At 69.7% G+C, this 12428-nt stretch carries 13 protein-coding genes; 8 read left to right on the plus strand and 5 right to left on the minus strand.

The window, feature by feature from the left end; genetic code table 11:
- The first annotated feature begins 78 nt into the window (after positions 1-78).
- Positions 79-918, plus strand: a complete 840-nt coding sequence (locus ACW14X_RS25855) for a class I SAM-dependent methyltransferase (protein ID WP_457163809.1) — start codon at positions 79-81, stop codon at positions 916-918.
- 3 nt (positions 919-921) lie between these two features.
- Here the strand turns inward: ACW14X_RS25855 and ACW14X_RS25860 are convergent, their stop codons facing one another.
- From ACW14X_RS25860 to lipB, 3 genes are all read right to left on the minus strand, one after another.
- Entirely contained in the window at positions 922-1632 is a 711-nt protein-coding gene (locus ACW14X_RS25860) for a DUF4191 domain-containing protein (RefSeq protein WP_350718309.1), read from the minus strand.
- Positions 1633-1662: 30 nt separating this feature from the next.
- Entirely contained in the window at positions 1663-2610 is a 948-nt protein-coding gene (gene lipA, locus ACW14X_RS25865) for a lipoyl synthase (RefSeq protein ID WP_160022404.1), read from the minus strand.
- Positions 2611-2691: 81 nt separating this feature from the next.
- Positions 2692-3429 (minus strand): lipoyl(octanoyl) transferase LipB, encoded by a 738-nt coding sequence (gene lipB / locus ACW14X_RS25870; RefSeq protein ID WP_457163810.1) that lies wholly within the window; start codon positions 3427-3429, stop codon positions 2692-2694.
- A 187-nt stretch (positions 3430-3616) separates the two neighbouring features.
- Here lipB and ACW14X_RS25875 point away from each other — a divergent pair, with 187 nt between their 5' ends.
- Complete coding sequence (locus ACW14X_RS25875; protein ID WP_457163811.1) at positions 3617-4363, plus strand: DUF6612 family protein; 747 nt, start codon at positions 3617-3619, stop codon at positions 4361-4363.
- A gap of 67 nt (positions 4364-4430) precedes the next feature.
- Here ACW14X_RS25875 and sucB read toward each other — a convergent pair whose 3' ends face one another.
- Together sucB and ACW14X_RS25885 are read right to left on the minus strand one after the other, a co-directional pair.
- Complete coding sequence (gene sucB, locus ACW14X_RS25880; protein WP_457163812.1) at positions 4431-6221, minus strand: 2-oxoglutarate dehydrogenase, E2 component, dihydrolipoamide succinyltransferase; 1791 nt, start codon at positions 6219-6221, stop codon at positions 4431-4433.
- A 228-nt stretch (positions 6222-6449) separates the two neighbouring features.
- A complete protein-coding gene (locus tag ACW14X_RS25885) occupies positions 6450-7991 on the minus strand; it encodes a leucyl aminopeptidase (protein WP_457163813.1) in 1542 nt (513 codons plus the stop codon).
- Positions 7992-8068: 77 nt separating this feature from the next.
- On the opposite strand from ACW14X_RS25885, the gene gcvT reads away from it, so the two are divergent.
- The 6 genes from gcvT (at position 8069) to ACW14X_RS25915 (ending at position 12423) form a co-directional block, all read left to right on the plus strand.
- Complete coding sequence (gene gcvT, locus ACW14X_RS25890; RefSeq protein WP_160022414.1) at positions 8069-9211, plus strand: glycine cleavage system aminomethyltransferase GcvT; 1143 nt, start codon at positions 8069-8071, stop codon at positions 9209-9211.
- Positions 9212-9216: 5 nt separating this feature from the next.
- Positions 9217-9474 (plus strand): hypothetical protein, encoded by a 258-nt coding sequence (locus tag ACW14X_RS25895; RefSeq protein WP_160022416.1) that lies wholly within the window; start codon positions 9217-9219, stop codon positions 9472-9474.
- Positions 9475-9507: 33 nt separating this feature from the next.
- Positions 9508-10338 carry a PhzF family phenazine biosynthesis protein gene (locus ACW14X_RS25900; protein ID WP_457163814.1) on the plus strand — a complete coding sequence of 277 codons (831 nt, stop codon included), beginning with the start codon at positions 9508-9510 and terminating at the stop codon, positions 10336-10338.
- A gap of 26 nt (positions 10339-10364) precedes the next feature.
- Positions 10365-11159, plus strand: coding sequence for a thymidylate synthase (locus ACW14X_RS25905; RefSeq protein ID WP_457163815.1), 795 nt, complete (start codon positions 10365-10367; stop codon positions 11157-11159).
- Positions 11149-11661 (plus strand): dihydrofolate reductase, encoded by a 513-nt coding sequence (locus ACW14X_RS25910; protein ID WP_457163816.1) that lies wholly within the window; start codon positions 11149-11151, stop codon positions 11659-11661. The genes ACW14X_RS25905 and ACW14X_RS25910 overlap by 11 nt, the downstream gene beginning before the upstream one ends.
- A gap of 183 nt (positions 11662-11844) precedes the next feature.
- Entirely contained in the window at positions 11845-12423 is a 579-nt protein-coding gene (locus ACW14X_RS25915) for a hypothetical protein (protein ID WP_457163817.1), read from the plus strand.
- Positions 12424-12428 lie beyond the last annotated feature (5 nt).

Here is a 12428-nt window from a genome sequence, read left to right on the forward strand (position 1 = left end):
GTAGGCAGCAGGGCCGGTCCCGAACGGGGCCGGCCCTTTGTCGTTTTCGGGGCACGGTATTCGTGGGACCGTGCTCGCATGACTCTCGACCCCGAAATCACCCGGCAGATCGAGGCCAACCGGGCCAATTGGGACGCGCGTACGCCGATCCACCTCGCCAGCGCCTTCTACGGCATCGACGGGTCCCGGCCCGCGGAGTCGTGGTTCGCCGACTACGAATGGAGCGACCTCGGTGACCTCACCCGTCGCGAGGTCGTGCATCTGCAGTGTCATCTGGGCACCGAGACGGTGGCGTTCGCGCAGCGCGGTGCGGTGACGTACGGCCTGGACATCTCGGCCGAGGCGGTGGCCGCGGCGCGCCGGATCGCCGCCGAGCGCGGGCTGGCCGTCGACTACCACGAGGCCGACGTCCACGACGCCGTCGAGGTCCTGGGCGCCGGCCGGTTCGACGTCGTCTACACCGGCAAGGGCGCGGTCTGCTACCTGCCCGACATCGACCTGTGGGCACGGGTCGTCCACGATCTGCTCAAGCCCGGCGGCTTCCTCTATCTGGCCGAGTTCCACCCGCTCCTCGACGCCCTCGGTGAGGTGCCGGAGCCCGGTCGGGAGGACTCCCTCGAGCTGCGCCACGACTACCTCTCGGGCAGGGGCGCGATCGCGAAGGAATCCACCCACACCTACACCGACGGGCCGGCGCTGAGCACGGCCACGACGGCGTACGAGTGGCGCCACGGGGTCGGCGAGGTCGTCACCGCCCTCGCCGGAGCGGGTCTGCGGATCGAGGTCGTCCGCGAGGACGAGCGGCTGCCATGGCCTCGCTTCCCGTCCATGATGGCGGGGGAGGACGGCTGGTTCAGGCTGCCCGAGCAGGCGCCCCGGATCCCGCTTCTCTACGCGGTCCGGGCACGCCGGCTGTGACGGTCAGCGGCCGCGCAGGTTGCCACGCATGCCCTTCATCGAGGTCGGGACGGGGCCCTTCGGGATCGGCATGGTGCCGCGGGTGGCGTCGACGGCCTTGAGGCGGTTGAGGATGTCGGTGATCTCGGGGCCGGAGACGTTGCGGCCGATCTTGGTGACGTGCTTGGTCAGCTGCGGCAGCGGCACCTCGTCCTCACCGTTGCCGGCGACGACGGTCGTGATCGGCACCTCGGACAGTACGCGGGCGTGGGTGCGCTTGGTGCTGGCCAGCAGCGAGCGGACCTTGCTCGGGCTGTTGCCCTCGCCGACGAGGACGACTCCCGGAGGACCGACCACGCGGTGGACCAGCGTCTGGCTGCGCGGCTCGACGCCGACGGCCTGGGTGACGGTCCAGCCTCGGCGGAGCATGGTCAGGGCAGCGTAGCCGCCACCGACCTGGCCCTCGAGCCGGGCGTACATCACCTTCTGCGCGCGCCGCGAGAAGACCACCATCGCGGCGAGAAGGCCGGCCAGCAGGGCGCCGACGATCGTGAAGATCCAGGAGAAGATGCCCTCGCCGGGCAGGAACCAGAAGATCACGCCGGCGACCGCGGCGACGACCACGAAGATCGAGCCGAGGATGAGGCCGATCTTGGGGTCTGACTGCTTGGTGAGCTTGTAGGTCTCCACCATCTGCTGGCGGCGACTCATGGTGCTCGGGTCGGTCTGGGACATCTTCCTCTTTCAGTTCTCGTACGCAGGGACTCAGGAAGCCACGGAGGAGGCGTCGCGCGCCTCGATCGCCTGACGGTACAGCCGACCGGCGCGGTAGGACGAACGAACGAGCGGACCGGACATGACGCCGGAGAAGCCGATCTCCTCGGCCTCGGCCTGGAGCTCGATGAACTCCTCGGGCTTGACCCAGCGCTCGACGGGGTGGTGACGCACGCTCGGGCGCAGGTACTGCGTGATCGTGATCAGCTCGCAGCCGGCCGCGTGCAGGTCGCGCAGCGCCTCGGAGACCTCTTCGCGGGTCTCGCCCATGCCGAGGATCAGGTTGGACTTGGTGACCAGGCCGAAGTCGCGGGCCTGGGTGATCACGTCGAGGCTGCGCTCGTAGCGGAACGCGGGACGGATCCGCTTGAAGATCCGCGGGACGGTCTCGACGTTGTGCGCGAGCACCTCGGGGCGGGACTCGAAGACCTCTTGGAGGAGCTCCGGGATGCCGTTGAAGTCGGGGATGAGGTTCTCGACGCCGGTCTCGGGGTTGAGCTCGTGGATCTGCTTGACCGTCTCGGCGTAGAGCCAGGCACCGCCGTCGGCGAGGTCGTCACGGGCGACGCCGGTGATGGTGGCGTACTTCAGGCCCATGGTCTGCACGGACTCGGCCACGCGGCGGGGCTCGTCACGGTCGAGGTCGGTCGGCTTGCCGGTGTCGATCTGGCAGAAGTCGCAGCGCCGGGTGCACTGGTCGCCACCGATGAGGAAGGTGGCCTCGCGGTCCTCCCAGCACTCGAAGATGTTGGGGCAGCCGGCCTCCTGGCACACCGTGTGCAGGCCCTCGGACTTCACCAGCGCGGTGAGCTCCTTGTATTCGGGCCCCATCTTCGCTTTGGTCTTGATCCACTCCGGTTTGCGTTCGATCGGAGTCTGCGCGTTGCGGACCTCGAGACGGAGGAGCTTGCGACCTTCTGGGGCAGGAGCTTGAGTCACCCCACAAGGGTACGCCGCGTGGTGGTGGAACCTCGAAGGCAGGCGGCTACTGGTCGGTCACACCGGCCGTTGCCGATCCGCTCAGCCCAGGCTGGGGGAGAGCAGCGGAACCCGCGGAGTCTTCGCGGGGTCGGGCTTGGCCTCGAGGCTCGGGCCCGGCTCGTAGTCGCGCCAGGAGAGCATCTCCGCGATCTGCGCGTGGAGCACCGGCATCGCCTCGGCGTTGCCGATCTGCCGCCCGGCTTCGATCGAGAGGGTGGTGACCCCGGCGTCGGAGATACCGCACGGCACGAACCGCTCGTACCAGCCCAGGTCGACGTCGCAGTTGAGCGCGATGCCGTGCATGGTCACGTGCTGGCTGACCCGCAGCCCGATCGCTCCGACCTTGCGCTCCAGGCGGGGTACGCCGTCAGGGGTCTCGCCCGCGGGCAGCCACACCCCGCTGCGGCCCGGGACGCGGTAGGCGGTGACGCCGAACTCGGCGCAGGTGCGGATCATCGCCTGCTCCAGGCGGCGTACGAAGTCGACGACCTTGACCTTCTCCGGCAGCCGCACGATCGGGTAGGCGACGATCTGGCCGGGGCCGTGGAAGGTCACCTCGCCGCCGCGGTCGACGTCGATCACCGGGGCGCCGCCGGGATCAGCGGGCCGGTCCTCCGGCTTCGTACGCTTCCCCGCGGTGTAGGTCGGCGGGTGCTCGAGCAGCAGCACCGTGTCGGGGTCTTCGCGGTCGACGACGCGCTGGTGGACCCGCTTCTGCAGCTCCCAGGCGTCCAGGTAGTCGATCGTCCCGACCTCAACGAAGCGCAGCTCAGTCACACCGAGATCGTACGCCCCGGGCCGAGCCGGACGGGCAGTGCCCGGAGCGGTGAACGCCGGATCGGCGGGATAACGGTTTGGCGATACCCCGGCGGAGGTAAAGAGGCTGTGCGCAGAATGCGCGTGTTTCGACTGGCCGCGCTCGGGAGCGATCGGTCTTCGGATCAGTCTTGAAAGGCACCCAGACGTGCGTACCACCCAGAACCGTCGCCGCCTCGCGGCGGCCGTCCTCGCCCTGACCGCGACCTGCACCGTTGCGGCATGTGGTGAGACCGGCAGCGACGCGAAAGACACGGCTTCCGCGGCCGATGCCGCACCTTCGATCGAGCCCGGCACCACGCTGTCGGCGTCCGAGGCCATGAAGGTCGTGAAAGCGGCCGCCGCGTCCATGTCGACAGTCCACGTCGACATGGAGATCAACGCCGTCGAGGAGGGCGAGAAGATCGCCGGAACCGGCGAAGGCGACTATCAGCAGGACCCGATGGCCTTCCACGTGAAAGGCGAGATCAGCGGCGACGACGGACCGAGCACGGTCGAGTTCGTCACTCTCGACGACATCGCGTACGCCAGCATGGATGGCGAATGGGTGATGGGCGGGTTCGCCACCATGATGTCGGCGATGATGCCGTCGCCCAACCTCTTCCTGGACTCTGTCACCCACGCGATCTCTGCGGACACCACGACGTACGTCGGGCAGGAGACGATCGAAGGTGTCGACACCGCTCACTACACGTTCGATGCGGGCGAGTCGGACTTCGGAGCGGAGGGCTCCACCGTCGATGTCAACGTCGACTCCGAGGGTCGGCTGGTGCGCATGAGGATGGATGGCGGGGACTCCGGGAACATCGTCTTCGACCTGTCCGCTCACGGTGAGCCCGTGACCATCGAGAAGCCGAGCGGCAAGATCACCGACATGTCCGACATGGACCTGTAGCCGTCACCAGGTGAGATGACGAGCGGCGCGGCCCCCATGGGGACCGCGCCGCTCGTTGCTTACCGGCTCAGAGCTCGAACTGAGCAGCCTCGAGGCGCTTCTTGACGTCCTGGAGGAAGCGGCCGGCGTCGGCGCCGTCGACCAGGCGGTGGTCGTAGGTCAGCGCGACGTTGACCATGTAGCGCACCGCGATCGTCTCGCCGAGGTCCGGGTCGTCGATGACGACCGGACGCTTCACGACAGCACCCGGGCCGAGGATGGCGACCTGCGGCTGGTTGATGATTGGGGTGTCGAAGAGCGCACCGAACGAACCCAGGTTGGTGATCGTGAAGGTGCCGCCGGAGAGCTCGTCCGGGGTGATCTTGTTGTTGCGCGTGCGGTCGGCGACGTCCGCGATCTTCTTCGCGATGCCGGCGATCGAGAGGTCGCCCGCGTCCTTGACGACGGGGGTCAGCAGACCCTTCTCGGTGTCGACGGCGAAGGCGATGTTCTCACGGTCGTAGTAGGTGACCGTGCCGGCCTCGATGTCGATCCCGGCGTTGAGCTTCGGGTGCACCTTGAGCGCGTCGATCGCGGCCTTGGCGAAGAACGGCAGGTAGGTCAGCTTGACGCCCTCGCGCTGCAGGAACCCGGCCTTGTTGGCCTCACGGAGGCGGGCGATGTTGGTGACATCGACCTCCATGACCTGGGTCAGCTGCGCCGCGGTGTGCAGCGACTCGGTCATCCGCTCGGCGATCACCTTGCGCAGACGCGAGATCTTCTCGGTGGTGCCACGCAGCGGCGACGGGGCCGCGGGGGCGGCGGAGGCGGCCGGAGCAGCCGAGGCCGCCGGAGCGGCGGCTGCCGGGGCAGCGGCCGGAGCCGACTTCGCGGCGGCCGCCTGGAGGATGTCCTCCTTGCGGATGCGGCCACCGACGCCCGAACCCTGGACGGTGTCGAGGTCGACGTTGTGCTGGGCGGCGAGCTTGCGTACGAGCGGGGTCACGTAGCCGCCGGGCTGGATGGCCGGGGAACCGTCGGTGGACGGCGCGGCGTGGGCGGGGGCCGCAGGAGCGGGAGCGGCCGGGGCCGGCGCGGCAGGAGCCGGAGCGGCCGGAGCCGGCGCGGGTGCGGCGGCGGCCGGAGCGGGCTCGGGCTCCGGGGCAGGAGCAGGCTCGGGCTCGGGGGTGGGCTCCGGGGCCGGGGCGGCGGGCGCGGGCTCGGCGGCCGGAGCGGCGCCGGCGTCACCGACGAGCGCGAGGACGGCGCCGACCTCGACGGTCTCGTCCTCGGCGACCTTGATCTCGAGCAGGGTGCCGGCGACCGGCGAGGGGATCTCGGTGTCGACCTTGTCGGTGGAGACCTCGAGCAGCGCGTCGTCGACGGCGACCGTGTCGCCGACCTGCTTGAGCCAGCGGGTGACGGTGCCCTCGGTGACCGACTCGCCCAGCGCGGGGAGAGCGACCTCGGTGGCGTTGCCACCGGCGGCGGGCGCCGGAGCGGCAGGCGCGGCGGGAGTCTCGGGCTCGGCCGGTGCGGCCGAAGCGGCCGGAGCCTCGGGCTCGGCGGCGGGGGCGGCAGCCTCCGGCTCGGCCGCGGGCGCGGCGGGCTCCGCGGGAGCGTCATCGGCGCCGGCCTCGTCGGCAGCGCCGATGATGGCGAGCAGGCCACCGACCTCGACGGTGTCGTCCTCGGACGCCTTGATCTCGAGCACGGTGCCGGCGACCGGCGAGGGGATCTCGGTGTCGACCTTGTCGGTGGAGACCTCCAGCAGGGCCTCGTCGACCGCAACCGTGTCGCCGACCTGCTTGAGCCAGCGGGTGACGGTGCCCTCGGTGACGGACTCGCCGAGTGCCGGGAGAGTTACTTCGGTGGCCATGGGTTCCTTCGTTCTACGTCTGTTCGTTGCTCTACTTGTATGTCCGGACACGCGCGTCGCCACGACCGAGCCCGAGGGCTCGGCGAGGAGACTCCGTGAGAGAAAGGCGCATCGGTCTGGGTCGACACCTGCCCGACGCACTCATGATGCCGCCAGACGGGCGGCCAAGGGCGTCGATCACGGAGCCCATCTTGTCACTACCCCCGCAGCGCTGTGTCAACCGGACCACTACTGATCGGTAGCCATCTCGCGTACGTAGTCCACCAGTGTTGCCACCGCCACACCCGTGCCTCCGGGAGTGAGATGGCCCGAGGCGCCACCACTGTTGAAAGAGGGTCCGGCGATGTCGAGATGGGCCCAGGGGAGACCGCCGGTGAACTCGCGCAGGAAGGCGGCCGCGTACAGCCCACCGCCCCAGCGGATCCAGTCGTGCTGGTTGAGGTCGGCCACCTTGGAAGAACGGATTCGCTCGTCCATCCATTCCGGGATCGGCATCGGCCACATCTGCTCGCCGGCGACGTCGGCGGCGGCGAGAACACGGTCGACGACGTCCTCGGAGCCGAGTACGCCGCTGACCCGGTCGCCCAGCGCCATCACCATGTGACCGGTGAGAGTGGCGACGTCGATGATCAGGTCCGGCGAGACCTCGGTGGCCCGCACGAGGGCGTCGGCGAGGATCATCCGGCCTTCGGCGTCCATGTTGGAGACCTCGACGGTCGTGCCGCCGTAGTGGGTGACCACGTCACCGGGGCGGTAGGAGGAGCCGGAGACCATGTTCTCGGCCATGGGCACGAACGCGGAGACCTTCACCGGCAGCCCGAGGCGGGCGATCGCGAAGGTCGCCTGGGCGACCGCGGCGGCACCGGCCATGTCCGACTTCATCGTGGACATCGAGCTGCCCGGCTTGATGGTGAGGCCGCCGGAGTCGAAGGTGATCCCCTTGCCGACCAGCGCGATGTGGCCGCGCGCGTCGTCGGGGGAGTAGGTGAGCTCGACCAGACGCGGCTTGGCCGCCGAGCCCATGCCCACCGCGAGGATGCCGCCGCAGCCGAGCTCGGCGAGCTGCTTCTCGTCGTACACGGTCGTCTCGACGCCCTCGACCAGCTCGGCCACGTGCGCGATGGCGTCGGCGAACGCCGGGGGAGTCAGGTCGGCCGGCGGGATGTTGACCCACTCGCGGGTGCCGGCGACCGCCTGGGCGAGGACCTGCGCCTCCTCGAAGGCGGTGACCGCGTCCGTACGCCGCGCGATCGCGCTCAGGATCGCGACATCGCTCGGCCCGTTGCCGTCCCCGCCCGACTTGCCGCCGTTCGACTTGGCTGCGCTCGACTTATACGTCGTGTAGGTGTAGCCGCCGAGGACATAGCCCTCGGTGACGGCACGCACCAGCTCGGGGGTGTCGGCCGGAAGGGACACGGCGACGGAGGTCGCGTTGGGGACCGAGCGAGCGGCGGCGCCGGCGGCGCGGCGTACGGCATCGGCCGAGTAGGTCCCGTCCGCACCGGCCTTGCCGAGCCCGACCAGCACGAGGAGCTGGGCGCCGATCTCGCTCCCGGCTGGGAGGCGAGTGACCTCGCCGGCCTTGCCACTGACACCGAGGGTGGCGAGCATCCCGCGCCACCGGCGACCGTAGGCGGCCTTGACGTCCTCCGCGCCGGCGGTCACCTCGACAGCCTTCGCGCCCTGGCCGATGCCGACGACGACCGCCTCGGCACGGGTCTTGGCAGGGGAGGCGGTACGCAGCGTGTAGGTGATGTCAGGCAGGGTCACGCCGTGCAGTCTAGGTGTGGCGCGCCCAGACGGGGCGCCGACCGGGCAGTGTCGGCCTGGTGCGATAAGTTCGCGGTATGGCTGAAGAGACCTCCACGGGGGGCGGGTCGGAGCTGCTCCAGTCCCCTCTGCACGAAAACCACGTCGGGCTCGGCGCGAAGTTCGGTGAGTTCGGCGGCTGGTCGATGCCGCTGGAGTATTCCGGCGTCATCAAGGAGCACACGGCGGTCCGTGAAGCCGTCGGGGTCTTCGACGTCAGCCACTTGGGCAAGGTCATGATCAGCGGGCCGGGTGCGGCCGACTTCGTCAACGCGTCCTTCACCAACGACCTCAACCGGATCAAGCCGGGCAAGGCCCAGTACACGCTGTGCTGCGACGAGGAGACCGGCGGCATCGTCGACGACCTGATCGCCTACTACCGCGACGACGAGCACGTCCTGATCGTTCCCAACGCCGCCAACACCCCGGAGGTCGTACGTCGGCTCCAGGAGGCGGCCCCCGAGGGGATCAACCTCGCCGACCACCACCGCGACTACGCGGTGCTCGCCGTCCAGGGGCCCAAGTCCGACGAGCTGCTCGAGGCGGTCGGGCTGCCGGCCGGTCACGAGTACATGTCCTTCGTGGAGGCGGCCGCTCCCGACGTACTCGGTGACGAGATCGGCGTGGTCGTGTGCCGCTCCGGCTACTCGGGTGAGCGCGGCTACGAGCTGATTGTCGCCAACGAGGCCGCCGCCGCACTCTGGGACGCGCTGCTGTCCCGGGGCGAGGAGCTCGGCGCGGTGCCGTGCGGCCTCGGCGCCCGCGACACCCTGCGTACGGAGATGGGCTACCCGCTCCACGGCCAGGACATCGCCCTGGACGTCACTCCCAACGAGGCCGGCCTCGGCTGGGCCGTCGGCTGGAAGAAGGATGCCTTCTGGGGCCGCGACAAGCTGGTCGCCGAGAAGGAGGCCGGCCCGAAGCGCGTCCTGCGCGGCATCGTCGCCGTCGGACGAGGCATCCCACGCCCGCACATGACCGCGTCCCTGACGGCCGACGTGCCGGTCGGCGAGGTCACCTCCGGCACCTTCTCGCCCACGCTGAAGAAGGGCGTCGGCCTGGTGCTCGTCTCGACCACGGTCAACCCGGAGGCCGAGATCGGCATCGACGTACGCGGCCGCCGCGAGATCTTCCAGCTCACCAAGCCGCCCTTCGTCCCCTCGCACGTGCGGGAGGGGTGAGCAACGTGAGCATTCCCGACGTTCCCTCCGTCTTCAAGCAGCCGTCAGCGGCCGACCGGCCGTGGTGGTGGCAGCTCGTCGACGCCTCGGGCGCCGAGGTGCCGGTCGACGGCGACCTCGCCGGCCAGCGCTTCGCCAACCAGAGCGACGCCGAGTCGTGGGTCGGCGAGGTCTGGCAGGACCTCTTGGACGCGGGCGTGGCCGCGGTGGTGCTCTTCGAGCATGACCGGCAGGTCTACGGCCCGATGAAGCTGACCGCCTGAGGCTTCTCGCCGGCCATGGCTAGGCTCTCGCGCGTGACTGCCTACGAGTTCCGCCAGGTCGACGTCTTCACCAACGAGCCGCTGCTGGGCAACCCGGTCGCCGTCGTACACGGCGCCGACGGTCTCACCGACGAGCAGATGGCTGCCTTCGCGCGGTGGACCAACCTGTCCGAGACCACGTTCCTGCTGACCCCGACGGACCCAGCTGCCGACTACCGCCTGCGGATCTTCACGGTCAGCGGCGAGCTGCCGTTCGCGGGCCACCCGACGCTCGGGTCGGCGCACGCCTGGCTGGAGGCGGGCGGGAAGCCGAAGGGCACCAGCCTGGTGCAGGAGTGCGGTGTCGGTCTGGTCGAGCTGCGCCGTGAGGAGCGGATCGCCTTCGCCGCGCCTGAGCTGATCCGGGGCGGCGAGGTCGACGAGGAGACGCTGGGAGCCATCGCGAAGGGTCTGCAGATCTCCCGCGACGACATCCAGGGCGCGCGGTGGTGCGACAACGGGCCGGGCTGGGTCGGGGTGATGCTCGCCGATGCGGAGGCCGTACTGGCCGTGACGCCCGACCACGCCGCTCTGGGCAGTCACAAGGTCGGCCTCGTCGGGCGCTACCCCGAGGGCAGCGAGTGCGCGGTCGAGGTCCGGGCGTATTTCCCGGCCGACGGCGTCGCCTTCGAGGACCCGGTCACCGGGTCGCTCAACGCCGCGCTGGGGCAGTGGCTGGCAGGATCGGAGCTACCGGAGGCGTACGTCGCTTCTCAGGGGACCGTGATGAAGCGGCGGGGACGCGTGCACGTCGAGCGGATCGATGACCAGGTGTGGGTGGGCGGAGACACGCTGACCACCATCCGAGGGACGGTCGAGCTCTGAGCCGAGCTCTGACCTAGGCTGGGGCCGTGCAGTCCTACCTCGATCTGTTGACCCGCATCCTCGACGAGGGCGTGGAGAAGTCCGACCGCACCGGGACGGGCACGATCAGCGTCTTCGGTCACCAGACCCGCTACGACCTCAGCGAGGGTTTCCCGCTGCTGACGACGAAGAAGGTCCACACCCGCTCGGTCTTCGGCGAGCTGCTCTGGTTCCTGCGCGGCGACACCAACGTGCGCTGGCTCCAGGAGCGCGGCATCACGATCTGGGACGAGTGGGCCGACGAGAACGGCGACCTGGGCCCGGTCTACGGCTACCAGTGGCGCTCCTGGCCGACTCCCGACGGGCGCCACGTCGACCAGATCGCCAAGATCATCGACCAGATCCGCACCGACCCCGACAGCCGCCGCCACGTGATCAGCGCCTGGAACCCGGCCGACATCGACGACATGGCGCTGCCGCCGTGCCACACGCTGTGCCAGTTCTACGTCGCCGACGGCAAGCTGAGCCTTCAGCTCTACCAGCGCTCCGCTGACGTGTTCCTGGGGGTGCCGTTCAACATCGCCTCCTACGCCCTGCTGACCCACATGGTCGCTCACGTGACCGGGCTCGAGGTCGGTGACTTCGTGCACACGCTCGGCGACGCCCACCTCTACAGCAACCACCTCGAGCAGGCCCGTCTCCAGCTCACCCGCGAGCCCAGGCCGCTGCCGACGCTGCGGCTCAACCCGGACGTCAAGGACATCGACGCGTTCGAGCTCGAGGACATCACGCTGGAGGGCTACGACCCTGCCCCCGCCATCAAGGCTCCCGTTGCCGTCTGAGGCCGGTTCGGGACGCGTCGTGATGGTCGCGGCCGTCGCTGACAACGGCGTCATCGGCAACGGCCCCGACATCCCCTGGAAGATCCCCGGCGAGCAGGCCGAGTTCAAGGCGATCACGATGGGTCACACGCTCGTCATGGGCCGCACCACCTTCGAGTCCATCGGCCGCCCCCTCCCGGGCCGCACGACGGTCGTCCTGACCACCGACGAGAACTGGGCGTACGACGGTGTCCTGGTCGCCCACGACATCGACTCCGCCCTCGCCCTGGCCGCAGCGGAGCAGGGCGACATCGTCATCGCCGGGGGAGCGCAGGTCTATGCGGCCGCCCTCCCGTACGCCACCGAGCAGGTCATCACCCGGGTCCACCTGACCCCGGAGGGGGACGTCCTCTACCCGGACTTCGACGAGACGGAATGGGTCGAGACGAAGCGTGAGCCCCACGAGGCGTACGACCGCGTCTTTCTCAGTCGTGTCGAGCTCCGGGCGTCGACGACGTCTTGATGCGCAAGCGCGTCGGCTAGCGGCAGAGCAGGGCGATCTCGCTCGCTATGACTGAGGATCCGAGTTTGTGAAGCATTCACAAGCTCGGATCCTCAGCCATAGTCGCCCCATCGCGGGTTGTTGCTACGACCCGGCCGATCCGGTCGGATCATCGATGTCGGTGCTCGCACGTACGTTCGGCACATGTGGATCACTACGACCGAGGCCGTGCTCCGACTGGCCGACGTGCACCTGCTGGGCGAGGCCCAGGCGAAGCGGGTGCTGCGCGCGGGGCTGGCCGGGCCGCGGCACCGGGTGGGGTCGGCGTACTTCTACGAGAACGAACGGTTCGAGGAGCTGCTCGCGCGGCCGAGGTGCAGCGACGAGGTGCTCGACCGGTGGCGACCGTTCATCGCGCGGATCGGGCGCCAGCGACCTCTCGACCTGAAGGCGACATGGGAGGAGCAGGCCGCCGTGGTGGCAGGAGACTGGCACCTGCCCCTACTGGCGGCCTTCCAGATCGCCGCCCGCAAGCCGCTTCCGCTCGTGGCGACGCTCGGGGCCTGGGCGGTCTTCACCGCCGACCTCGTCGGCCTCAAACGATCAGACTTGCGGCTCGAACCGCCAGGGGACTGGGCGGCGGACTTCACCAACACCTGGCTCCCGATCGAGAACGGGCCGGCCTGGACGATGTGGGGAGCGCCCGTGGCGACAGCGCCGCGAGCTGAGCTCTACAGCCCGCCTTCGCTCCCTGACGCGCGAGTAGGTGTCTCGCCCCTCTAAGGTAA

It is taken from the genome of Nocardioides sp. YJ-D4, assembly GCF_054031495.1.

Excerpts from the sequence above, each read along its gene's own strand:
- sucB (WP_457163812.1), bottom strand. The coding sequence starts at position 6,221 with ATGGCCACCGAAGTAACTCTCCCGGCACTCGGCGAGTCCGTCACCGAG.
- ACW14X_RS25915 (WP_457163817.1), top strand. The coding sequence starts at position 11,845 with ATGTGGATCACTACGACCGAGGCCGTGCTCCGACTGGCCGACGTGCAC.
- ACW14X_RS25855 (WP_457163809.1), top strand. The coding sequence starts at position 79 with ATGACTCTCGACCCCGAAATCACCCGGCAGATCGAGGCCAACCGGGCC.
- gcvT (WP_160022414.1), top strand. The coding sequence starts at position 8,069 with ATGGCTGAAGAGACCTCCACGGGGGGCGGGTCGGAGCTGCTCCAGTCC.
- ACW14X_RS25860 (WP_350718309.1), bottom strand. The coding sequence starts at position 1,632 with ATGTCCCAGACCGACCCGAGCACCATGAGTCGCCGCCAGCAGATGGTG.